Source organism: Microcystis sp. M44BS1 (genome assembly GCF_020244875.1).
GTDB classification, from domain to species: domain Bacteria; phylum Cyanobacteriota; class Cyanobacteriia; order Cyanobacteriales; family Microcystaceae; genus Microcystis; species Microcystis panniformis.
In genome coordinates this window covers 1-22,362 of the sequence record NZ_JADBVM010000130.1, presented here as the reverse complement: position 1 = coordinate 22,362, position 22,362 = coordinate 1, and the positions used below count along the sequence as shown (strand labels likewise).

25 protein-coding genes and 1 tRNA gene are annotated in these 22,362 nt (G+C 44.7%); 16 read left to right on the top strand and 10 right to left on the bottom strand.

All coding sequences use genetic code 11. The features are described from left to right. Nucleotides 1-112 precede the first annotated feature (112 nt). Nucleotides 113-1,297, top strand: a complete 1,185-nt coding sequence (locus tag IM515_RS10285) for an AAA family ATPase (RefSeq protein ID WP_287627553.1) — start codon at nucleotides 113-115, stop codon at nucleotides 1,295-1,297. After that, entirely contained in the window at nucleotides 1,297-1,887 is a 591-nt protein-coding gene (locus tag IM515_RS10280) for a DUF4276 family protein (RefSeq protein ID WP_002789303.1), read from the top strand. The genes IM515_RS10285 and IM515_RS10280 overlap by 1 nt, the downstream gene beginning before the upstream one ends. A gap of 135 nt (nucleotides 1,888-2,022) precedes the next feature. On the opposite strand, the gene IM515_RS10275 is transcribed toward IM515_RS10280, so the two are convergent. Both IM515_RS10275 and IM515_RS10270 read right to left on the bottom strand, forming a co-directional pair. Next, on the bottom strand, nucleotides 2,023-2,415 hold the full coding sequence (locus tag IM515_RS10275) for a DUF4278 domain-containing protein (RefSeq protein ID WP_002765208.1): 393 nt from the start codon (nucleotides 2,413-2,415) through the stop codon (nucleotides 2,023-2,025). Between the two features lie 154 nt (nucleotides 2,416-2,569). Further along, nucleotides 2,570-2,971, bottom strand: a complete 402-nt coding sequence (locus tag IM515_RS10270; RefSeq protein ID WP_002765209.1) for an FHA domain-containing protein — start codon at nucleotides 2,969-2,971, stop codon at nucleotides 2,570-2,572. 403 nt (nucleotides 2,972-3,374) lie between these two features. Here IM515_RS10270 and IM515_RS10265 point away from each other — a divergent pair, with 403 nt between their 5' ends. Both IM515_RS10265 and IM515_RS10260 read left to right on the top strand, forming a co-directional pair. Further along, nucleotides 3,375-3,548, top strand: coding sequence for a hypothetical protein (locus IM515_RS10265; protein ID WP_167341553.1), 174 nt, complete (start codon nucleotides 3,375-3,377; stop codon nucleotides 3,546-3,548). Between the two features lie 21 nt (nucleotides 3,549-3,569). Further along, nucleotides 3,570-4,619 carry an AI-2E family transporter gene (locus tag IM515_RS10260; RefSeq protein WP_287627551.1) on the top strand — a complete coding sequence of 350 codons (1,050 nt, stop codon included), beginning with the start codon at nucleotides 3,570-3,572 and terminating at the stop codon, nucleotides 4,617-4,619. A gap of 1 nt (nucleotide 4,620) precedes the next feature. Here IM515_RS10260 and IM515_RS10255 read toward each other — a convergent pair. Continuing rightward, nucleotides 4,621-4,693: transfer RNA gene (locus tag IM515_RS10255), tRNA-Gln, on the bottom strand. A gap of 206 nt (nucleotides 4,694-4,899) precedes the next feature. Between IM515_RS10255 and IM515_RS10250 the strand changes: the two genes are divergently transcribed. Then, nucleotides 4,900-5,085 (top strand): hypothetical protein, encoded by a 186-nt coding sequence (locus tag IM515_RS10250; RefSeq protein ID WP_002789307.1) that lies wholly within the window; start codon nucleotides 4,900-4,902, stop codon nucleotides 5,083-5,085. On the opposite strand, the gene ctpC is transcribed toward IM515_RS10250, so the two are convergent. After that, on the bottom strand, nucleotides 5,075-6,367 hold the full coding sequence (gene ctpC / locus IM515_RS10245) for a carboxyl-terminal processing protease CtpC (protein ID WP_287627550.1): 1,293 nt from the start codon (nucleotides 6,365-6,367) through the stop codon (nucleotides 5,075-5,077). The genes IM515_RS10250 and ctpC overlap by 11 nt on opposite strands. A 245-nt stretch (nucleotides 6,368-6,612) precedes the next feature. On the opposite strand from ctpC, the gene IM515_RS10240 reads away from it, so the two are divergent. From IM515_RS10240 to thiD, 3 genes are all read left to right on the top strand, one after another. Continuing rightward, nucleotides 6,613-7,434, top strand: a complete 822-nt coding sequence (locus tag IM515_RS10240) for a cell division protein FtsQ/DivIB (protein ID WP_287627549.1) — start codon at nucleotides 6,613-6,615, stop codon at nucleotides 7,432-7,434. 192 nt (nucleotides 7,435-7,626) lie between these two features. Next, nucleotides 7,627-8,874: a cell division protein FtsZ gene (ftsZ, locus tag IM515_RS10235; RefSeq protein ID WP_287627548.1), complete on the top strand. Its 1,248-nt coding sequence runs from the start codon at nucleotides 7,627-7,629 to the stop codon at nucleotides 8,872-8,874. Between the two features lie 6 nt (nucleotides 8,875-8,880). Next, nucleotides 8,881-9,681 (top strand): bifunctional hydroxymethylpyrimidine kinase/phosphomethylpyrimidine kinase, encoded by an 801-nt coding sequence (gene thiD / locus IM515_RS10230; RefSeq protein ID WP_287627547.1) that lies wholly within the window; start codon nucleotides 8,881-8,883, stop codon nucleotides 9,679-9,681. Nucleotides 9,682-10,358: 677 nt separating this feature from the next. Here thiD and IM515_RS10225 read toward each other — a convergent pair. Genes IM515_RS10225 through IM515_RS10220 form a run of 3 tightly spaced genes read right to left on the bottom strand, consistent with a single transcriptional unit; the run spans nucleotide 10,359 to nucleotide 12,243 of the window. Next, nucleotides 10,359-10,601 (bottom strand): hypothetical protein, encoded by a 243-nt coding sequence (locus IM515_RS10225; RefSeq protein ID WP_287627545.1) that lies wholly within the window; start codon nucleotides 10,599-10,601, stop codon nucleotides 10,359-10,361. After that, nucleotides 10,555-10,692 (bottom strand): BrnT family toxin, encoded by a 138-nt coding sequence (locus tag IM515_RS25890; RefSeq protein ID WP_071824355.1) that lies wholly within the window; start codon nucleotides 10,690-10,692, stop codon nucleotides 10,555-10,557. Before IM515_RS25890 ends, IM515_RS10225 begins: the two co-directional genes overlap by 47 nt. 39 nt (nucleotides 10,693-10,731) lie before the next feature. Next, nucleotides 10,732-12,243 carry an ABC transporter permease subunit gene (locus tag IM515_RS10220; protein ID WP_287627544.1) on the bottom strand — a complete coding sequence of 504 codons (1,512 nt, stop codon included), beginning with the start codon at nucleotides 12,241-12,243 and terminating at the stop codon, nucleotides 10,732-10,734. Between the two features lie 198 nt (nucleotides 12,244-12,441). Between IM515_RS10220 and IM515_RS10215 the strand changes: the two genes are divergently transcribed. Next, complete coding sequence (locus IM515_RS10215; RefSeq protein ID WP_287627542.1) at nucleotides 12,442-13,197, top strand: amino acid ABC transporter ATP-binding protein; 756 nt, start codon at nucleotides 12,442-12,444, stop codon at nucleotides 13,195-13,197. Between the two features lie 142 nt (nucleotides 13,198-13,339). On the opposite strand, the gene IM515_RS10210 is transcribed toward IM515_RS10215, so the two are convergent. Beyond that, the gene (locus IM515_RS10210; RefSeq protein ID WP_287633123.1) at nucleotides 13,340-13,465 is read right to left on the bottom strand and encodes a hypothetical protein; all 126 of its coding nucleotides are present in this window, start codon (nucleotides 13,463-13,465) and stop codon (nucleotides 13,340-13,342) included. 112 nt (nucleotides 13,466-13,577) lie between these two features. Between IM515_RS10210 and IM515_RS10205 the strand changes: the two genes are divergently transcribed. The 3 genes from IM515_RS10205 to IM515_RS10195 all read left to right on the top strand — a co-directional run bounded on the left by IM515_RS10205 (nucleotide 13,578) and on the right by IM515_RS10195 (nucleotide 16,007). Then, complete coding sequence (locus tag IM515_RS10205) at nucleotides 13,578-13,928, top strand: slr0373 family blue light stress response protein (protein WP_228021039.1); 351 nt, start codon at nucleotides 13,578-13,580, stop codon at nucleotides 13,926-13,928. Nucleotides 13,929-14,007: 79 nt separating this feature from the next. Beyond that, nucleotides 14,008-15,519, top strand: a complete 1,512-nt coding sequence (gene ycf46 / locus IM515_RS10200) for a stress-responsive protein Ycf46 (RefSeq protein ID WP_287627540.1) — start codon at nucleotides 14,008-14,010, stop codon at nucleotides 15,517-15,519. 134 nt (nucleotides 15,520-15,653) lie between these two features. Next, the gene (locus IM515_RS10195; RefSeq protein WP_002731874.1) at nucleotides 15,654-16,007 is read left to right on the top strand and encodes a DUF1257 domain-containing protein; all 354 of its coding nucleotides are present in this window, start codon (nucleotides 15,654-15,656) and stop codon (nucleotides 16,005-16,007) included. A gap of 59 nt (nucleotides 16,008-16,066) precedes the next feature. Here IM515_RS10195 and lysS read toward each other — a convergent pair whose 3' ends face one another. Further along, entirely contained in the window at nucleotides 16,067-17,674 is a 1,608-nt protein-coding gene (gene lysS / locus IM515_RS10190) for a lysine--tRNA ligase (protein ID WP_287627539.1), read from the bottom strand. Between the two features lie 220 nt (nucleotides 17,675-17,894). On the opposite strand from lysS, the gene IM515_RS10185 reads away from it, so the two are divergent. Then, nucleotides 17,895-18,551: a class I SAM-dependent methyltransferase gene (locus tag IM515_RS10185; RefSeq protein ID WP_287627538.1), complete on the top strand. Its 657-nt coding sequence runs from the start codon at nucleotides 17,895-17,897 to the stop codon at nucleotides 18,549-18,551. A gap of 339 nt (nucleotides 18,552-18,890) precedes the next feature. Here the strand turns inward: IM515_RS10185 and IM515_RS10180 are convergent, their stop codons facing one another. Further along, nucleotides 18,891-19,547, bottom strand: a complete 657-nt coding sequence (locus tag IM515_RS10180; RefSeq protein ID WP_002765229.1) for a nuclear transport factor 2 family protein — start codon at nucleotides 19,545-19,547, stop codon at nucleotides 18,891-18,893. A gap of 328 nt (nucleotides 19,548-19,875) precedes the next feature. Here IM515_RS10180 and IM515_RS10175 point away from each other — a divergent pair, with 328 nt between their 5' ends. The 3 genes from IM515_RS10175 to IM515_RS10165 form a co-directional block, all read left to right on the top strand. Continuing rightward, nucleotides 19,876-20,094, top strand: coding sequence for a hypothetical protein (locus IM515_RS10175; protein ID WP_287627536.1), 219 nt, complete (start codon nucleotides 19,876-19,878; stop codon nucleotides 20,092-20,094). Nucleotides 20,095-20,222: 128 nt separating this feature from the next. Continuing rightward, on the top strand, nucleotides 20,223-20,627 hold the full coding sequence (locus tag IM515_RS10170) for a hypothetical protein (protein WP_287627535.1): 405 nt from the start codon (nucleotides 20,223-20,225) through the stop codon (nucleotides 20,625-20,627). A gap of 162 nt (nucleotides 20,628-20,789) precedes the next feature. Then, nucleotides 20,790-22,362 (top strand): tetratricopeptide repeat protein (locus IM515_RS10165; RefSeq protein WP_287697979.1); only part of this gene is annotated, 1,573 nt, incomplete at its 3' end.

The following is a 22,362-nucleotide window of genomic DNA, read 5'->3' as shown; positions in this document are numbered from 1 at the left end:
AGGTTCGATACCCCCTTGATAAGGGGGGTGTCTGATAATTTTTAACGCCTACCTACTTATCTTCACCGGATCAATCGTATAATCAAAAAAACTATAACGGCTCGATTATATCATGAAAATTGTTTCTATTAAAATAAAAAACTATCGTATGTTTAAAAATATACACATAAGAGATATTCCCCCTTTTTGTGTGATTATTGGAGCTAACGGCACGGGAAAATCTACTCTATTTGATATTTTTGGGTTTCTGCGAGATGCCCTCAAAAACAACATTCGCCAAGCTTTACAAATTCGCGGCGGTTATAGAGAAATTATCACTAGAGGTCAAGAACAGGAAAATATTGAAATCGAGCTGCAATTTCGCATGAAAATCTTAGATACAGAACGTCTGGTTACTTATATACTTATAATTGGACAAAACAATAATCGCCCCGTTATCAAACGCGAAATACTTCGCTATAAAAGGGGTGAACACGGTAAACCTTTTCATTTTTTAGATTTTCAACTTGGCCAAGGATATGCTATCACCAACGAAGAAGATTTTAGTAAACCGGATAAAGAACTCGATCGAGAAGAACAACAGCTAGAATCTAACGACATACTAGCAATCAAAGGATTAGGACAATTTCAACGTTTTAAAGCCGCTACAGCCTTTCGTTCTCTGATTGAAAATTGGCACGTTTCTGACTTTCATATTAGCGAAGCTAGAGGAAGTCAAGAAATATCTTATGCTGAACACTTATCCACCACCGGCGACAATATAGCTACAGTCGCTCAATATATTTATCAACAATATCCCAAAATTTTTCAGCAAATTCTCGAAAAAATGAAACAACGAGTTCCGGGTATTTCCTCTGTGGAAGCCAAAGAAACCGAAGACGGTCGCTTGATTTTACGTTTTCAAGATCAGGCCTTTAAAGACCCTTTTATCGATCGCTATGTTTCTGACGGGACTATGAAAATGTTCGCTTATTTAATATTACTATTCGATCCCAATCCTCATCCCCTACTCTGTGTCGAAGAACCAGAAAACCAACTTTATCCTACTTTATTAAAAGAACTAGCCGAAGAATTCGCCCACTATAGCGATCGGGGGGGTCAGGTATTTGTTTCTAGCCACTCCCCCGATTTTATCAACGCGGTTCCACTAGCTAGTATTTTCTGGCTAATTAAATCCCAAGGTATCACCCAAATCCATAGGGCTGCCGATAGCGAAATCCTCAAAAACTTAGTAGCGGAAGGCGATTTACCCGGCTATCTTTGGAATCAAGGCTGGTTTGAAGGAGTAGCACCCTAATGAACTATGATATCGTATTTTTGCTAGAAGAGTCATCTATAGAAAATGTGTTAGACGAACTTTTGCCTAAGCTTATTCCCCCAGAAATAAGCTATATATGTATCAGTCATCAAGGTAAACAAGACCTAGCCAAATCTATTCCTATAAAACTCAAAGCTTTCAATAAATCTAGTCCCAATACCAAATTTATCATTGTCCATGATCAGGACTCCCACGATTGTCAAGAACTCAAAAAAGAACTAGGGAAAATTTGTCAAAATGCCAGTGATGCTCAAGTCTTAATTCGGATTATTTGCCATGAATTAGAATCTTGGTTTCTGGGAGATTTAGCAGCGGTGGCCAAGGCGTATAATTTAAATAGTCTCAGCCAAAAACAAAATAAAAGTAAATACAGAGAACCAGACCTGCTTAACTCGGCCAAACAAGAATTAAAAAAGCTAGTGAAAGAGTATTATGCAGGAACCCATTCTAAACAGATTGCCCCCCATCTTTCCCTAACTGAAAATAAATCCCGTAGTTTTCAAACTTTTATCCAAGGTATCAAAAATGTTGTGGAAATGATACAACGCCCCCATCCGAACCCGAACTAAAATAGACCTCGACCTAATCTAATTAAAAGCCTGTAAACTCCTAACCAGGGTGATAATTTCTATCGATAAGATTTTTGCGCCCAAAAATATTCCCCCCGGCAGAACCGAGGGGAAAGTGGCAAAAAAACTGCTAGATTAGCAGTTTAAGGCTAAGTCTTGGGATTCTTTTTTCAAGAGATTAACGAGGGTTTCATCCCCATTCTCTTGAGCGATTTGTAAACGACGTTCCAGACGAAGACGAATATTGTTCAGATGGATGCTAGAAAGGGTTTCCTCTTGGACAACAACAGGGGGTTTGACAACGGGCAACGGACAAGTGCTTGGGATGACTTGCCCGGTAAGATGAGGACGGGTGCTGTAGGCAACTCCACGATACTGACGATGCAGTTTCGGCTCTAATTGGAGCATATGGCGAGGATAATGGTGATTCCAGTCTTGACCTCGGTATTTACCCCCGATATCTCCGGTCTTCATCTCCAAGGGGAGAGAATCCCTTTCGTACTTAACTCCTCGATAGGCTAACGTCATATCACCGACTCCCTGCAATGCTTTAAAGTGACTTTAATCTCTCTTGTCGTCTCTATTTAGGGACAACAAGTTAGAAGATTTTATTTCTTATTCTGTATCTATTTTTACATTTTGTTAAGGAAATTGAAAAAACTTTATAAAAATTTAATATTTTCTAGCTGGCTATAGTATCCTTTTCCGGCTGGGTTTGGTCGCCCACCAAAGGAGCCTCTAGGGGTTTGAGGATTAATTTTGGTTGCTCGTCCTCATTGATGAGACGAATTTGAATTTGCGGGCCGGAGGCGGCTAAACGAACCACCATACCATCAACGACGACGGTTTTCTCGACCGGTTTGCCATTGAGAAACGTCCCATTTGCCCCTAAATTTTCCAATTCCCAATCATCGTGATCATTATTATGGCGGATTTCTAAGTGCCGCCTCGAAACCACAGCACTATAGAGAACTACATGATTATCCAGCGCCCTGCCGATGAGAATGGTTGATTGATCATTGTCAAACTGCCAATGTTGTAGGGGCGTGGACTGGCTGGGGTGTAAAAGAGTTAAAGTGATCACGGTGACTATTGGCGGCAAGATAGAGGCGGTGGACAGGGTAAATTTTATTTGTTGTCAAGATTCATTCTTGCCATTAATACTAAATCCGTTGAGTATAGGCTACATATCAGGACGGGCAAAAGGCAAGAGGCAAGAGGCAAAAGGGGGAATAAATAATCAGTTTTTAATAACCGGATTTAGGATAAGTCTTTAATCCTAGCAATGAATATCTCTAGTTAATTGACTAAGCCTTTTCTTTCTATTGTCTCACACTTTCCCGTTCCCTCAGAACCGACCTCCCCCAGAAAATCTAGCCCCTTCGCCCTAGTATTAATAAAACTGATGGGGTATGATTTCCACATTTTGAGCAATTTTTAACCTCTTCAGGGATAAGATAGTGCTGGTGTCACCTAAACATTGATCTATGAGCGGCTTTATTATCAAAATAATCTTGATATCGGCTTTGATTTCCCTGGGAATTAAATATCTTGCCCCTTTATTATCGATCGCTCCCAGTCCTCTTAACACTTTAATTCTGGTTTTTACTCCTTTTCTGCTCACGGTTTTTGCCCTCTGGAGACGGACAATAACTGATTAGGAATTTTTCTCCTTACTCATCATGACTTTTGGCAGCAGCCTCGGTTTAGTCCTGTTAGTCTTTTGTCTGTTGATTCTCTGGCAGATTCGACAGATTCTTTTATTATTATTGATGGCGATTCTTCTGGCTCAGATTTTAAATTTGGCTGTGACTTGGTGGCAGCGTCATCACCTCAAGCGTTCCTCCGCCCTAATTATCACTCTTTTTGGCTTTTTTATTGGTATTATCGGTATTTTTGTGGGGATTATACCCGCTTTAGTCCAACAATTTCGCCAATTATTTAGTTTACTTCCCCAAGCTATAGAAAGACTCTGGGGACAAGTCCATAGTCTTGAGGATTATCTCGATCCTAGTCTGGCCACTGTCTTCCCAGACTTTAAAACGCTGCTGGCTCAATTACAACCCCTGATTAACCAAATTGCTGGCCGGGGTTTAAGCATTTTTTACGGTACTTTCGGCATTATCCTCAGCTTACTGCTAATTATTGCCCTGAGCTTGATGATTCTCGCCGATCCTGCCGCTTACCACCGTTGTTTTCTGCGTTTATTTCCCGCTTTCTACCGTCCTAGAGTACGATCGATCCTAGAACAGTGCGATCGAGATTTAAAAGCTTGGCTGAAAGGGATTTTCTGTCATATGTTGATTATGACCTTGGGCAGTTGCTTGGGTCTATCCCTGATTGGCATTCCCCTCGCTTTTTCCCAATCTATTCTGGCAGGATTTCTCACCTTTATCCCCAACCTCGGGCCGGTTCTAAGCACGATTTTACCCTTTTCTATCGCCCTTCTGGAAGCTCCCTGGCAACCCTGGGCGGTTTTACTACTCTACAGCAGTATTTATCTGTTCATTCAATATTTCGACCATCATTCACCGCTGCCCATTTTAACAGTGCGATCGCTCAAGCTCTTACCCGCTTTTACCCTGTTGGCCCAGTTGTTTTTTGCCTCGATTTTTGGCTTTTTAGGGCTATTTCTGGCGGTCCCCCTGACGCTTATCGCTCGCATTTGGCTCAAGGAAGCTTTGATCGAGGATATTCTCAATCATTGGCGGACTGGGAATAAAAAATCTTAAACTGGGGATCTAGGATTCGAACCTAGGAAATGGCGGGACCAAAACCCGCTGCCTTACCGCTTGGCTAATCCCCATTGGACAGACCTTTTTAATATTAGCATTTATCTCCCCGGTTTTGTCAAGAAGTTGATAAAAATTTTTTACTTCGGGTTTGCGGCAAAAAGTTTTTCGTGGGGTTTCGGGTGTGGGGTTTGGGGTGTGGGGTTTGGGGTAGGGTTGATTCATGAATCAACCCTACTATGAATCAACCCTAGGGTTTGGGGTATAAGGAGAAAAATCTATGGATAATAGCGAACAAAACTGGTACATTGTCCAGGAAAATACGGGAATTTGTCAGATTATAGCCCTAGAAAACGGAAAAACCCCAGTTAATGGTCAATACTGGGGTCCTTTTGCCGAGCGGGGAGAAGCGATCGCCCGTCGGGTGGGTTTAATTCGAGCGGGCAAATGTCAACCTATTGTTTAGCGGTATTGGTGGGCGTTTTCTTGCCTTCAGTGATTTCTTTTTCCAAGATTTCAAAACCCTTCTTGAATTGAGGATCCTGGAAGGTTCCCACACGATCCCGTTCCTGTTGAAGATTTTTGCGATCTTCCTCGCTCAGTTCCGACTCCACATCCGGATGAATACCATCTTTATTGATGTCGCGTCCTTTGGGGGTAAGATACTTGGCAATTGTCACCGCTAATCCCGAACCGTCACTGAGATTGCGTACCGATTGCACTAATCCCTTACCAAAGGTTTTCGTACCGACAATAACCGCCCGATCATGATCCTGTAAAGCTCCAGAGAGAATTTCACTGGCACTGGCGGAACCACCATCGACGAGAACAACCAGCGGTTTATTAGTCAAAGCTTGATTGTTGGCCCGTTGACGTTCCGTCACCCCTTTGCGATCGACCGTAGAGACAATTAAACCATCGGGTATCCACATCCGAGCGATTTCGATGCTGGCGTAGAGTAAACCGCCGGGGTTAGAACGCAGATCGAGAATATAACCCTTCACCTCTTCGGCTTCCAATTCGCGAATCGCTTGACTCATATCGCCACTAGCTTGGGCGCTAAATTGATTAAGACGGATATAACCGATTTTACCGATCGGGGTGTTTTCCGTGTGGGCGCGCACCGGGTGAATTTCAATTTTGGCCCGGGTAAGAGTCAATTCTTTCTTCTCCTCACCCCGTTGAATCGTGATCTTAACGCTTGTCCCCACTTTGCCGCGGATCATGCTCACCGCTTGATCGAGTTCCATGCCTTCGGTAGATTTACCATCGATAGCGATAATCACATCTTTGGGCAGCACACCAGCTTTAGAAGCGGGAGTATCTTCAATAGGTGAAACCACGACTAACTGCTTGGTTTTCTCATCTTTGGTCAGTTGAATCCCTACCCCAGTCAATTCTCCCGATGTATCGATCTTCATATTGTTAAACTCTTTGGGATCCATAAAACGGGTATAGGGATCATTGAGAGTTTTCAACATCTCGCGGATAGCGGTGTATGCTTCCTCTTGATTTTTGTAGGAACGATTTAAATACTGATTGCGGATGGCGTTCCAGTCCGATTGATTAAAAGTGCCATCTAAATAAGTGCGGTTGATGATCTGCCAAACCTCATCAACGGTTTCCTTGGGACTTTCCTGAAAAAAAGCTTGACTTTGGGAGAGTCGGAATCCCGCCCCCGTGACGGCGACGGTAGACAGGACCACTGCTGTAGCACCGAGAACAAGTCCGCGTTTGTTGATAACCATAGGTAATTTTCGGATAAATTAGGCTGTTCTTGCCAGAACGCTCTTTCTGGCTGACCGTCGAAATATCTTGGCAAAAAGGAGCGTTTAGGTTTACTGGAGACAGACAAAAGAACGCCTGTAGACTACTACTGTTATAACATTTATTATCTCTTTCTTTGTCAAACTGATTACTTGAGTAGCGATCGAGTTGCCAGCAGCCCACCTCGCGACCTAAGATAACAGCAAAACTGCCCCAGATTTTCCCTATGAGCGATCAAATCCTTTCATCCCTCTCCCTGGAACAAAAACGACAAAACCTGCGCCACCAAAGGCGATCAAAGGTGTGGCAAGCCCTAGGTCGCTTTCTGGTGGTTAGTGGTTTAGCGACGGGATTAGCTTGGGGGATGACTTCACCCTATTGGACAATTAGCAAGGCCGGACAGGTGGAAATCGCAGGCACGGAATTAATGTCACCCGAGTCGATTCGTGCTTGGCTAAAATTAAGCTATCCTCTGTCTCTCTGGGAATTACCCACCCATCAATTACGAGAAAAATTAGCGGCTATTCCCGCTATTGCCGACGTTAAGATCGAGCGGCAATTATTACCCCCGAAAGTGATTGTTTCTATTCAAGAAAGAAAACCTGTTGCCCGTTGGCGTTCCCATCAACAGCAAGGCTTTTTAGATGCCTCCGGAACGATAATTCCTCAAAACTATTATGGTCGAACTCTGCCCAAAACCCAATTACCTAGCCTAGAAGTGCTTGGTTACGACCGACAATATCAACAACAGTGGCAAAAAATTTATCCCTTAATTGATAACTTATCAATTAAAGTTACCGCCATCGATTGGCGCAACCCTAGTAATCTTGTACTAAAAACCCAACTGGGACAGGTCTATTTAGGTTTTTATAAAGATAGATTGCCCGAAAAATTAACCGCTCTCGTACAATCGCGGCCATTGTCATCCAAGATACCTCTGGCGCGAATTCTCTACATTGACCTGAGCAATCCCGATGCTCCCACTGTACAATTAAAACCGCAGCCAGCCCCTATGGTTGCCAAAGTAACGGCAACTCCTAGGGATTAACTGGAATTGATCAGCAAATAACCGCAATTATTCCCTTTAGGTATTGCCAAAAACCCCAAATTATGATTTTCTGAACCAGAAACTGATAATGTAGATACTGGAACCGACATAATATTAGTGATAGTGTTAACATTGCATCTCTGATTCATCAAACCAATAACAGAAGCTTGTACTAAGAGTGTTCCAATTCCAATGACATCGATTAATGAAATCGTTCCCACCTATCCCAATCTGAACAGTAACGATTATGCCAGTTCAGCTATGAGCGAAGATAATCATTACTCTCAGAATAATGCTGGAGTATTATTTACTCGCCCCCATGAATCACAGATGACACCCCGAGAAGAAAGTCGTAGTAATCGCATCGTGCCAAGTAATGTCGCCAAGATCAAGGTGATCGGGGTCGGCGGTGGGGGCTGTAACGCCGTTAACCGCATGATCGCCAGTGGCGTGACTGGAATCGAATTTTGGGCAATTAACACCGACGCCCAAGCCCTGGCCCACTCCTCCGCCCCCCAGAGGTTACAAATCGGGACAAAATTAACCCGTGGCCTAGGGGCGGGGGGCAATCCGGCGATCGGACAGAAAGCGGCGGAAGAATCTCGGGATGAAATCGCCCAAGCATTGGAAGGAACCGATCTAGTCTTTATTACCGCCGGCATGGGCGGCGGCACGGGAACGGGGGCCGCTCCAATTGTGGCCGAAATTGCCAAAGAAATCGGCTGTTTGACCGTGGGAGTTGTGACTCGTCCCTTTACCTTCGAGGGTCGTCGTCGCACTAATCAGGCCGATGAGGGGGTGGGCGGTTTACAAAGTCGGGTCGATACCCTGATTATTATCCCCAATAACCAGTTATTACAGGTAATACCCGCCGACACTCCCCTACAGGAGGCTTTTCGGGTCGCTGATGATGTGCTGCGGCAAGGGGTACAGGGTATCTCGGATATTATCACTATCCCCGGTCTGGTAAATGTGGATTTCGCCGATGTGCGGGCAGTGATGGCCGATGCGGGTTCGGCCCTAATGGGCATCGGCATCGGTTCGGGAAAATCTCGGGCTAAGGAAGGCGCGATCGCGGCTATATCCTCACCGTTACTGGAATCCTCGATCGAAGGGGCGAAAGGCGTAGTCTTTAACATCACCGGCGGTCAAGATCTAACCCTACACGAAGTCAATGCCGCCGCCGAAATTATCTATGAAGTGGTGGATCCCAACGCTAATATCATCTTTGGGGCAGTAATTGACGAGAAAATGCAGGGAGAAGTCAGAATTACCGTCATTGCCACCGGTTTTTCCGGGGAATCCCCCTCTCGTTCCACCGGTAGCAAGGTGGTGATCAATACCCCCGCACCCAGTCCAGCAGCCACTCCCGAACCACCAAAACCGGCGGGATTAGATATCCCCGAATTCTTGCAACGTCGTCGTCCTTTTGATCGCTAACCGCCTATGACTGCCATTGCCCTCACCATCGCCGGTTCCGATAGTGGTGGCGGCGCGGGAATTCAAGCTGATTTGAAAACCTTCGCCTTCCATCGAGTTCACGGCACCAGCGCCCTTACCTGCGTTACCGCCCAAAATACCCTAGGGGTCGAGCGCGTCGAGTCCCTAAGTCCAGAAATGGTCACGGCCCAAATCGATGCCGTGGTCAGGGATATGTCTGTGTCAGCGGTCAAGACGGGAATGCTGTTCAGCAGCGAGATTATCGAAGCAGTGGCCGAGGCGATCGAGCGCTGGCGTTTAATCAGTTTAGTGGTGGATCCGGTTATGGTTTCGCGGGTAGGAGCCAAATTAATTGATGATCGGGCTGTAGATAGTCTTTTGGATAGTTTAATTCCTCTGGCTTCGATTATTACCCCCAATCGTTACGAAGCACAGCTTTTAAGTGGCATTGAGATCAATGATTTTGAGACGATGAAAGCGGCCGCCGAAATTATTTTCCAGAAGTCGGCCACACCAGTATTAGTGAAAGGAGGAGGGATGAAAGGCCGGCTGCGTGGGGTTGATCTCTGCTTTGATGGGGAGGAATGGGAAACTTTTAAGACCAGAAGCGTCGAAACCAATAATACTCACGGGACTGGTTGTACCCTATCGGCTGCGATCGCTGCTAACCTCGCTTTGGGGGATGACCTGAAAATAGCGGTGAAAAAAGCCAAGGATTACGTTACTAACGCCCTTGAGCATTCCCTCGCTATCGGTCGCGGAACCGGTCCAGTGGGTCATTTTTACCGCTTAAAAGCCCTAAATTAGTCAATTCATGACCACTACGCCGCGTACTTCCCCCCAAATACCCCAGAGTTGCACTGGTCGCCCCTCGGTTCCCCTCTCGGTCTATCGGGAATTAGTTAAAGAATTGTAAGCCACCCAGGCACGGGTTGAGTCTCTAGAAGCACAAAACCAGCAACTTGTCAAGAGTAATCGGCAATTACGTCAGGAAATCGAGGGCGTTGTCAGATCAGAAGAGGAAAGATGCAATGCTCCGGTGCTGATTCGGAGCATCTTTCAATTTGACAAGGCCGATTGTAGGGCTAATTCATGAATTAGCCCTACAATCGGCGTAGGGCTAATTCCACTGCTAAATCGAGCGACCCCTTCGACCCCTTCGGCCTGGCTCAGGGCAAGCTGGCTCAGGGCAAGTCTTGTTCCCGACTTAAGCCCAACTATCGGCACTATTCGTTCATTAAACACTAATTGTCAAGATGCAATGCAATCCTTGCTATCAAAGTAATTTGGCGTTGCTGATTTGAGATATGAATCTTCTTTTGTGGGATTTTTAAAACCTAGACCTAAACTAACTTTTGGATGGGTGCAAGATTGTCATTCATACCTTGATTCAGCAACGCCAAGTCCTGTAGGGGCGAAGCATTCGGGTATAACCCATCGCTGAAACCGTAGATTTTCTATCCGAATGCTTCGCCCTTACTTTTTCAGCAAGTCCTAACCAATTCAGATAAAGGTTCAGGACCTACCCATCTACCTTGTTTCCAGATTTCCTCATCCTCTACCGGTAACGCATCGGGATCGGAACGGGCAGCTTGATCTATTTCCTCTTCGGTCATCTTGTTGAGACGTTCCCTCTCTTTTAGTTTTTCCGTGCCGGACTCGATGACGATTTTCTCTTGGCTACCGTCCTTTAAGAAAACTGTAATAGGCTTTTCGTTCACGCTCATTTGCCCTCCTAGCACTAATTAATCGACACGATTTGCCTCTTAAGGTATATACAAGGCAATAGACCTGTTTTTCAAGTTCTCCAAACGCTATCGTCCGTTTTTCGCCATAATCTCTACGATTCTGTTGCCCCTAAGCTTTCTGTTCCTGTTTAGATTTATGTAGGGGATCCATATAAATCTCTAAGCGCTTAAATACCACAGAGGAAAGGGTAGTTAAAACCAAATAAACTAAAGCAACGGCGATATAAATCTCGAAAGCTTTATAGGTAGTGGCTACCATTAATTGACCTTGCCGGAATAATTCTTCAAAACCGATTACTGCCGCTAAACTGGTATCTTTAATTAGGGTAATAAATTCATTCCCCAAGGGTGGCAACATTCGGCGAAAAGCTTGGGGAAAAATCACCTCGCGCATGGTTTGCACCGGGGACATTCCTAGACTAGAACAAGCTTCCCATTGACCATTATCGATCGATTGAATACCGCCGCGCATAATTTCAGCTAAATAGGCCGCCACATTTAAACTTAGGGCAAATAGGGCCGCTGGTAAACGATCTAAGTCGATATTTAAGCCAATTTCTCGGAACAATCCGGGCAAACCAAAATAGATCAAGAATAATTGCACCAGCATTGGTGTTCCCCGAAAGAAATCCACATAGATGCGGCAAATTATTTTTAACCATTTGTAGGGAGAAATCAGGGCAATAGCCACTAAAGTTCCACCGATTAACCCGAACAGAAAAGACAGAACCGTTAACAGAATTGTCCAGGGAACCCCTTTCACAATCAGGTTATAGAATAATTCTCCCCAGTTAAACCTCGATTCCTGTAAATTCTTTAAAGCTGGGGCAACTAAGGGTAAGACCGGCGGTTTTTCTCCAAACCATTGCTGAAAAATAACATCGTACTGACCACTTTCTATGACTCGACCGAGAGCATCATTAATTAACTGGAGATAGGGGGAATTTTTGGGTAAAGCAATGCCGTAGAATTCCTCCGTTAATAATTCTCCGACCACCTTTACTCCCCGTAAACCCGCTTCTTTAATTGCATACAAAGTCACGGGTTTATCGTTAACTACCGCCTCAACTCGACCATTAAGTAATTCCTGCAAAGCTAAAGCCGCCGAGTCAAATTGACTAACCACTGCTCCAGGTATTTTTGTCGCTTCTAAGGCTCCCGTTGTGCCAATTTGGACGGCAATTCTTTTGCCTTTTAAGTCTTCAAAATTTCTAATCGTCTTATTATCTTCCCGAACAGCGATCGCTAAACCAGCCCTAAAATAAGGTCGAGAAAAAGAAATCGCTTGGGCGCGTTCGGCGGTGATTGTCATGCCACTAATAGCGGCTTCCACTGTTCTTGCTTGTAGAGCCGGAATAATACCATCAAAGGGTAAATTTCTAAAGTCAATGTTGAGATCGGCTTCCTTGCCAATCGCCCGCATTAAATCGATATCAAACCCAGTTAATTGTCCCCCTTGTTGAAATTCAAAGGGCGGAAAAGTTGCTTCTGTGGCGACTCGAAAGGGATTAGGAGGGGTCTGGGAAAAAGCGGGAATAACACTTAATCCGATCGCCAAGACTAATCCTAACAAGGCAAAGATGACTCTCTGCACCGCCCGCCCTCGCCAAAATTTAATCATTTTTTAATTGTTTCTCCTTGATTTTTTTACTCAATTAAGTTAAGGATTTCGTCCTACTCCTCACCTAAGACAGATGTAGAGAGACTATTTGAGTATTATGATTATTCCTCTTGATAAAATGTCGTCAAGGATACAATCTGGCAGAAACTAATCTCGATACCTTTATACAGAATGTAAAATTTTTTACGAGAGGACATCATGACCACTACCACCCCTGTGATTGTTAGTGAAGGTTTACGCAAAAGTTACGGCTCTTTAGAGGTACTTAAAGGAGTTACAGGCACTCTTTATCAAGGGGACGTGGTATCGGTAATCGGTCCCTCTGGCTGCGGCAAAAGTACCTTTTTACGCTGTCTCAATCGTTTGGAAACAATTAACGGCGGCCGCTTGGAGGTGATGGGGATTGACATCTCTTCCCCGAAGTTAAATCAATCAGTCCTCCGCAAGTTACGCAGCCGGGTAAGTATGGTGTTTCAACACTTTAATCTTTTTCCCCATCTCACCGTTTTACAAAACTTGATGTTGGCCCCCAAGCAAGTGTTACACCACTCGGAAAATGAGGCTAAGGATACGGCAATTCAGTATCTGGAAAAGGTGGGTTTGGCCCCAAAAGCCGATGTTTATCCCGACCAATTATCGGGAGGCCAAAAACAACGGGTGGCGATCGCTCGCAGTCTCTGCATGAAACCAGAGGTGATTTTATTTGATGAACCCACTTCGGCCCTAGATCCGGAATTAGTCGGGGAAGTGTTAAACGTTATGCGTCAATTGGCCGATGACGGTATGACTATGGTGGTCGTCACCCACGAAATGCAGTTCGCTAAGGAAGTCTCTAACAAGGTTTTGTTCTTTAATCAAGGTGTGATCGAAGAAGCAGGCGATCCCGACACCTTCTTTAATAATCCCCACAGCGAGCGCCTACAAGCTTTTTTAAGTCGCATCAATAGTAATTAGGGTTGGCTGAATTCAATAGGAGTCAGGTTTTGGGGTTTTGGGGTTTTGGGGTTTTAGGGTTTTGGGGTTTTGGGGTTTTGGGGTTTTAGTTCAATTTCCCCATTTCCCCATTTCCCCATTTCCCCATTTCCCCACTTCCCCATCACCCCACTTTCCCATCACCCCACTTCCCTATCACCCCACTTTCCCACTTCCCCACCTCCCCACTTCCCCACCTCCCCACTTCCCCACTTCCCCACTTCCCCACTTCCTCATCCCACTTCCCCAACAATTGTAAAGAAATATTACAATTATGCCGTTATAACAGCTTACCATCTTGACAGGAGAGAAAGACAGTGGTTATAGTAGAGACACATACCCGGGTAAACCAATTTAGTGATATGCAAGACAAGCAAAAAGTCACACTGTACCTTCCCCCTGGAGTCCATCGTCAACTAAAGATCAGAGCCGCGATCGATGAAGAATCGATGTCAGGGCTGGTGGAGAAAGCGATCGCTTTTTACCTGAAATACCCCGAAAAGGTAGAGGAAATCGAAGCCACCGCCTACGGCAAAACCTATCAGGTTCATGTCTGTCCCGAGTGTGATGCCGCGTTAGTGATGAAAGAAGATCGGCTAAGGTCGATCAAACGCCAGCCCGCAATAGTGGGCGACGAGTTCCCGATCGAAGTTCCCGAACCCGTTGGCGCTCAAGGAACCGCAGAGGGAGAAGCAGCCTTAGTTCCCTGCTAAACTCGCAGTAGCCGAACAAGGCATCTACAGCCATCAGCCGCCCAAGGTCTAAACCGTTACCACAAATAGGGTCGATGTTATGAAAGAAGAGCTAGAAATTCTCGTCAAGGCTCAGTATCCCCTGATTTACCTCGTCACCTCCGAGGAGGAAAGGGCAGAAGAAGCCATCAGCAAAATAGCCCAACTAAATACACAACATCGACGGGTGTTTGTCTGGACTGTCACCCACGGCATGATCGAACTGGGTCAACCGCGCCAAACCAGTCAACATAATACCGTGTCGCCGGAAGCGGCGATCGAATGGGTAGTGCGTCAACGGGAAGCGGGCATCTACATCTTCAAAGACCTGCATCCGTTCATCACTTCTGCTCCAGTGACTCGCTGGTTAAGAGATGCGATCGCCAGCTTTAAAGGAACCGAAAAAATCATTGTTTTAATGTCTCCCCTGCAAGAAGTCCCCATAGAACTAGAGAAAGACGTGGTAGTTCTAGATTTTCCCCTGCCGGACATGGGAGAGTTAGATACGGTTCTCTCGCAACACCTAGCCAAAAATAAAAATCGTCGTACCACCACAGAGATACGGGAAAAACTCCTGAAAGCGGCCTTAGGCTTAACCAAAGATGAAGCCGAAAAGGTGTACCGCAAGGCCTATGTAAAAGCGAACAAATTGACGGAAGACGAGGTAGAAATCGTCCTTTCCGAGAAAAAACAACTGATTCGCCGCAACGGAATTTTAGAATACATTGAAGAGGACGAGACCATCAATGCCGTCGGCGGTCTGGAAGAACTAAAAAAATGGTTAAAACAGCGCTCGAACGCCTTTACAGAAAGAGCCAGAGGTTACGGACTCCCGCAACCGAAAGGGATGCTAATTTTAGGAGTGCCGGGCTGTGGTAAGTCCTTAATCGCTAAAACCACCTCGCGCCTCTGGAGTTTACCGCTCCTGCGCTTAGATATGGGACGGGTTTACGATGGTTCCATGGTGGGACGTTCCGAGGCTAACCTGCGTAATGCCTTAAAAACTGCCGAATCCATCTCTCCGGCCATTCTGTTCATCGATGAATTAGATAAAGCTTTTGCCGGTGGTACAGGATCCGCCGATTCCGATGGGGGAACCTCTAGCCGCATCTTCGGCTCCTTCCTGACTTGGATGCAGGAAAAAACCTCGCCCGTCTTCGTCATGGCCACAGCTAACCGGATTGAACGGCTACCGGGGGAATTTCTCCGCAAGGGGCGCTTCGATGAAATCTTCTTTGTGGATTTGCCCAATTCCGAAGAAAGACAAGATATCTTTAATATTCACCTGACTAAACGACGCTCCGACATTTCTCGCTTCGATTTGGAGCAGTTAGCCAAGGTATCCGATGGGTTTTCCGGTGCGGAAATAGAACAGGCGCTGATTGCCGCCATGTATGAGGCCTTCGCCCAAGATCGCGAATTCACGCAATTAGACATTATTGCGGCGATTAAGGCGACCCTGCCCCTATCTCGCACCATGACCGAACAGGTAACTGCCCTGCGTGATTGGGCCAGACAACGCGCCCGACCTGCTTCGGCCTCCGTCGCTGAGTACCAGCGATTGGAGTTCTAACAGACTTTCGCCCGGTCCCAACGGGATGAAAGGCTAGTTCTCAGGAACTAGCAATGCCTCGAAAAGCCGCTTGGCGGCACTCTTTAACTCTCAATCTGTTGTTGTTAATTCTTATCTACAAAGAGGAAATTCCAATGTCTCATTTCAGCACTCTCCGGACCAAAATCACCGATGCCGAAATCCTCAAAGCTTCTCTCCGCGACCTCGGCATTAGCGTGAAAACCGAAGCTGATGTTCGTGGTTACAACGGTCAACGGGTTCGCTCCGACATCGTTGCTGTTCTCGATGGCGAATATGATCTCGGTTGGTCTCGCAACACCGACGGCAGTTTCGATTTAATCGCTGACCTCTGGGGTGTAGCCAAAAAACACAATCAAACCGAATTGATCAACTCGATCAACCAAAAATACGCTGTGAACAAAACCCTATCCGAAGTGAAACAGCGCGGTCTGCAAAACGCTAACGTTAAGCTAGTCGTTCAAAGCTAAGATTTACAGCGCGTTCCCAAGCCTAGGGGTTGACCAGTTCGGTTAACCCTTTTTTCTGTCTATTCAGAAATAAGAGCAAGCTGAGATTCATTTATTTGCACAACATCTTGAAGACGAGTAATCACAAAATCACGCTCTAAATAAGACAGCAAAGCTCCAGCTTTTGGCCCACGCTCTTTACCTAAGAACGATAAATAAACAGCTTTAAATGCAAGGGGTTGCTGCATTTCTAACTCTTTTGCTGTTGCAAATAAGGTTGTTTGCAATTCGTCAGCTTCCCAACCTTGAACATCTGTCAAGCTATGAGTTAGCTGTCTAAGATAAGCAACCTGCTCCTGAGTCAAGTCCCTAACTTTCTCAGGAATCCTGTCAAGATAAAGAACCAATTTTTCTTCTTCGTCAGCATAGTCCGCCAACCATTTTTGAGCAACTGAAATCCTTTGATTGACAATTTGCCAATCATATTCGCTTAAAGGCTGAGTACTACGTTTTTCAATCTCTTGACGAATATCGAGATGAGGCACTTGCAGTAAAGAAATCAGCGTGCTGAGATCAAAAGGATGGTAAGGCTTAATTACTCCATCAAGTTGAGAGTAAAACAATGGCATTAACTCTTCAGGCAAAGCAGATTCTTGCTGGGCATCTGCTGATAAAGCTTGATACTTATCAGCTAGAGAATCGTAGTCTCTAAATAGCCGAGTTGTCGTTTCATAATTGGGCGCAAAGTTAATAACTGTCTTAGGCTGAGTTCGTAGCATTAAAAATCGAAGTAGCTCAGGAGGAAGTAACTCAGCGATTTCTTTGGCGCTTGAACCAACCCCCTTTGATGAACTCATCTTCGTGCCATTGACTAAAATGAATTCGTAGGGTGAATGGAAAGGTGGCTGTTTTCGTAGCACTTTTCGACAAATTGCATTCGCGACATCTCTAGAGCCTCCTTTCTGGGAGTGATCTTTACCCGCAAGCTCAATGGTGATTCCCAATAGATCCCACTTTGCCACCCACTCAACTTTCCAAGGTAATTTACCATTGCCATTAAAAGGAGAAACCCAGCCTGAATGACCACAACCTTGAACCCAATCTGTTGCATCAGGTTTGCAAGTATAAAAAACTTCTGACCCGTTATAATCTGACACAACCGTTGTTGCAATCTTGCCGCAATTTTCACAAGCGATCTGAAAGGGATACCAGTTATCTGGCCGACGCGCTTTGCTCACCTCTAGATAGGCTTCTCTGACCAAATGAGCGTTTTTGAGGAAGGTATCAATGTAGGAATTTAATCGACCTGAGCGGTATAGATCACGCAAATAGTAAACCTCTGGTCTAACCCCCAAATGCTCGAAAACCTCTAGAAACTCCCCCATGAAGTACTTTGCATAATCGCTGGCACTATTGTCCGGTGAAGGGACATTGCAAAGGGGAAACCCTAAGTAAGGTGCAAACTTCTCTCGATCGAGATAATGGGGAACAGTATCAAGTGCATCATAATCATCAACACCATAGAGGAATTTCGATGATTTACCACCATGTTTTAAGGCTCGATCAATCACATCATGGATCACAACCCCTCTCAACGATCCAACATGAACTCTTCCAGATGGGGTTTTTGAATCGTTGACAACTTGGTTTATTTGTGCATCCGCAGCAATTTTGTCGGCCCAAAACATGAATTAACCTTATGTATCTACAGTCTTTACATTTTACATTCTAAGGGAATATCCAACACTTGACATACTCAGTTATCTGGAGTAGGTCGAGATGAGGTGTAAATCTTTGGCCTGGGTTCAGGGGATCGTCTTCTTTGTGCCATCTAACTTTGACCAGTTCGGTTAACCCTTTTTTCTGTCTCTGGGCTATGTTAAGAATGGTAAAATTAACTTGACAAAAATGCTCCGACCCGAAGAAAGAACTAAACTCGATCCGACGAAAGACAGCGATTTTTATGCTTTTCCCCGCTTTGTCACCCACGTGGATGAGGGTTTTATCGATCGATTAACCGCTCTCTACCGAGAGATCTTATCGCCGAATACGCGCATTTTAGACCTGATGAGCAGCTGGGTGTCCCATTTGCCGGAGGAGATGGAATTTGAGCATATCGAAGGTCACGGGATGAATGGGGAGGAGTTAGCCAAAAATCCCCGCTTGCATAGTTATTTTGTCCAAGACCTCAATGCACAGCCAAAATTGCCCCTAGGGGATAGTTCTTTTGATGGGGTGTTAATAACGGTGTCGGTGCAGTATTTGCAGTATCCAGAGGCGATTTTTGCGGAACTGTATCGCATTTTAAGGCCTAATGGTCTGGTGGTGGTTAGTTTTTCCAATCGAATGTTTTACCAAAAAGCGATCGCTGCTTGGCGCGATAATAGCGATTTAGGCCGGGTAGCGTTAGTGAAATCCTATTTTAAATCGGTGGCGGGATTTAGGGAAGTACAGGCGATCGTTCGTCCTGCTACTACCCCCAGTTTCCTACAAATGTTAGGAATTATGGTTGCTGATCCCTTCTATGCAGTGATAGGAAAAAAAGAATCCTCTCTAGGATTATAATCACCGTTAAGTAGGGAGGCACAATTATTTGTAGGATGGGTTAGCGGTAGCGTAACATGGGCAGGCGTTGGGTTTCATGCTTCAACCCAACCTACGTTCATCTGAAAAAGTTTTTCGTGGGGACAGGGTGTGGGGTTTTACCGGTTTTGAGGTGGCCAATTACCTAAATTTTCAGGGAAAAAGTGCCTCAATTTTTTGCTTTTATGAGGAGAAAACGGGTTTCTCGGAGAAACCCGTTTTCTGTGCGTTACTCAACGGATTTAGTATGAAATGACTAGAGGACCAAAAGTAACCCGATGGATTTTGCAGATTTGTGGGTGATCCCACCCTTGTCATTTCCTAACTGTGCATTGGACACTTTCCGCCAGAAACCAATTTTTCTAAAAATTGGCTATTATCAAAAAAATGTTCGACATAAGTTAGTTTTAAATCTGCATTTACATCAGCAATTGTAATGCCATATACTTCTATTAGTTTGTTGGTAGGCGCATGACCTTTAAATTCTCCTTGATGTGTTCCCCAATGTCTCCATTTAAAAATAACTCTTGGCGGACCGCTATAAGCCTCAATAACTTCCCAAACAAAACCAGTTTTAAAAGCATTCATAAAACTGGCTGCACCTGATTCAAAATCTTCAGCTTTTGAACTATAAACCGGTGTTTCGCCTAAAAATAAATTATAAGTTCCGCGTTCTATAATATCTTGTACTGTATATTCAGGACCGTGGTTAGTACGCATTCTAAATTGATCTATATCAACCGATGTCCATTGATTGGGATTTAGCTTGTAAGTGGCTTCCATTTCAAATGTTCTTACTAAATTCTGTGCAATAGCTTCTAAGGAGCCAGTGGGATGATGTTTTTCGCTTTGCACCCTTAACGTTTTATTCGTTCCTGAATAATCGGGGCGTTTTCCATAACGCCATTCTATGCCGTCATCAGCCGCAAGTACATTATCTCTATCTTGTATTTGAATAGGAATATTTTCTTCTGACATATTTAACTCCTTCTGTGATCTTTACAATTGCTGAGACTTACCTAAAAAACAAATATCTCGTATTTGCCTAACGGCTTAATTGAGGGGCAAACGATCACGTTTCCCTCCCAACAAAAACCTACCAATATTGTCCGCTCCAATGGTGTGTTATGCCCGATCGCTTAACTATGTCTTAATTTTCATGATCGCAAATAACCCCTGTGGACTGATAGGCTGCCCGCGCATTTAAATTGCTTGTTGAGACGAGGCAAGAGGCAACAGTAAAGGAATTGGAGGAGATTCGGCTAATCTAAGAATAAGCAGTTTAAATAGGGTTTGCTGAATAAATGTGAAATGTAGGCAAGGTAGGGGTTTTGTGGCTTTACGAGCGAAACAGGTGCAAGATTTTTGCGTCTTCATCGGCCCGCGTCCTGTAGGGGCGAAGCATTCGGGCAATAACCTATCGGTGAAACCGGAGATTTTCTATCCGAATGCTTCGCCCGTACTTTTTGCCGCAAACCCTAAATATGTCTTAGCTTACCAGCGCGTCCGCTTCGCCCTAATCTAAATCCTGTTGTGGCAACGATATCAGAGTTTTGTTCTTTACTTCTTGAACAGTCAACCAAACATTTAAACCGTCCACAACTGCTGTTGCCGTTGTGCTAGAATGGCGAAAAATTCTCCCCATTGATGATTATGTTAGCAGAGTTAGCCGCCGCCGAAATCGCTAAAATTGCCTTTGAAGCTGTTATCGGTAAATTAACGGAAGGAGCAATGGATAAAGGTGTAGAATTGTGGCAAAAAATTAAGCAAAAGTTACAAAAGGAACCCACCGCAGCCAAGGTTTTAGCGGCAGCCGAACAAACTAAATCCGAGGCGATGATTGAACAGCAAGTGGTTCCCTTTTTACAGGTAGAAATGCTCAAAGACCCCAATTTTGCCCAAGAAATCCAAACCCTAGCACAACAAATTATGACAATTAATCAGAATCAAACAGAAACGAAAACTCAAATTGGTATGCAAATTAACAAAGATATTAAACAACAATTGAACATTCAAGAAGTTAAGGGTGATTTAAATCTAGGAATCCCTCCTGAATGACTGGCGGATCTGCACGCAAAAGCAGACGCAATAGAAAATAATCGCAGTAGTCAAAGGAGTATTTACAAGGGAGGAAATGCTCGAAAACGTCTCGCCTATTGGCAGGGAAGGAAGGAGGAAATCACCCAAATTAAGCAGTGGTTTACTGATCCAAATGTTGCGATGATTGGCATCAAAGGAGTTGGAGGAATTGGAAAATCTACCCTAGCCAGTAAAATTTTTGAGGAGGAAATTCCCCTCGATCCTTCCCTAGGGGACGATGAAGATTTATTCCCAAAACGCTTTTGGTGGGAAGCGGGAAATCTGGGGGGATTTAGTGGTTTAGCTCGCCAATTCCTGACGGAATTTGGTTATCCTGTCCCCGAAAAAGAAATAGATTTACAGGAAGCTTTAATCAGACAATTGCAACGCCATCGCCACCTAATTATTATCGATAATCTAGAGAGTTTATTAGGGGAAGATGGTTCTTGGAATAATGAATTTTATCAGCAGTTTTTCACTGCTTGGATAGAAAAAGGTGACACCAGCAAAATTATAGTCACCACCAGAGAAAAGCCAAAAACTAGGGGTTTTAACCGTTGGATTGAGCTAAAAGGTTTGAAACCTCCTGAAGGGGCGCAATTGTTAGCAGAATCGCAAATAACAGGGGATCTAGAGAACTTTTCTCGACGGGTGGATGGTCATCCATTACTCCTGCGATTGGTGGCGGATTTAATCTTAGCAGAATTTCCGCAAAACCCCAGTTTAGAAAGGTTAGCGGATTTAGGATTAGGAAATTTATCGCAACTTTTGAGCGATCCGCAGGTGGTGGGGAGTCATCGTCAAGAGACAGTGGGAATTGCTTTAGTTTTAGATGCTAGTTTTCAGCGACTTAGCCAAAGACAGCAGGAATTATTCACTAAAACCAGCATTTATCGCCGAGAATTTGATTCTCCGGCAGCCAAAGCGGTGATGGATAATTACCCAGAGATCGCACTATCCGAGATCACGGCAGATCTGCGAGAATTACAGCGACGATCATTATTAGAAGAAAAAGAGGAAAATCGCCAGCGAATTTTTAGTTTTCAGCCTTTAGTTTGGGAATATGCACAATACAAAGCCGGTGATCAAAGGGAATTACACCAAAAAGCGATCGCCTATTATCTTTCTATTGCTCAACCCGACTCCTGGGAAATCCTCAACGATGTGCAACCTTACCTAGAAATTTTCTATCATCGCTATCAGTTAACCGAGTACGACAATGCTTTTGATATTCTCCGTGCTATCGAGGATTTTCTCACCCGACGGGGGTATTATCAAACCCTAGCGGATTATTACCTTGAATTAGTCACTGTTTACCAACAACAGGAGGAGCAAACCAACTGGAAATATGCCGCATCCCTCACCAGTTTAGGCAATGTTTACCATTCCCTAGGAGAATACCAAAAAGCGATCGAGTTTCATCAACAATCCTTAGCAATCACACGCGAAATCGGTGATCGGGAGGGTGAAGCGGCATCCTACAATAATTTAGGCAATGTTTACTATTCCCTAGGAGAATACCAAAAAGCGATCGAGTTTTATCAACAGTCCTTGGCAATCAAACGGGAAATCGGTGATCGGGGGGGTGAAGCGTCTTCCTACGGTAATTTAGGCAATGTTTACTATTCCCTAGGAGAATACCAAAAAGCGATCGAGTTTCATCAACAGTCCTTAGCAATCGAACGGGAAATCGGTGATCGGGGGGGTGAAGCGT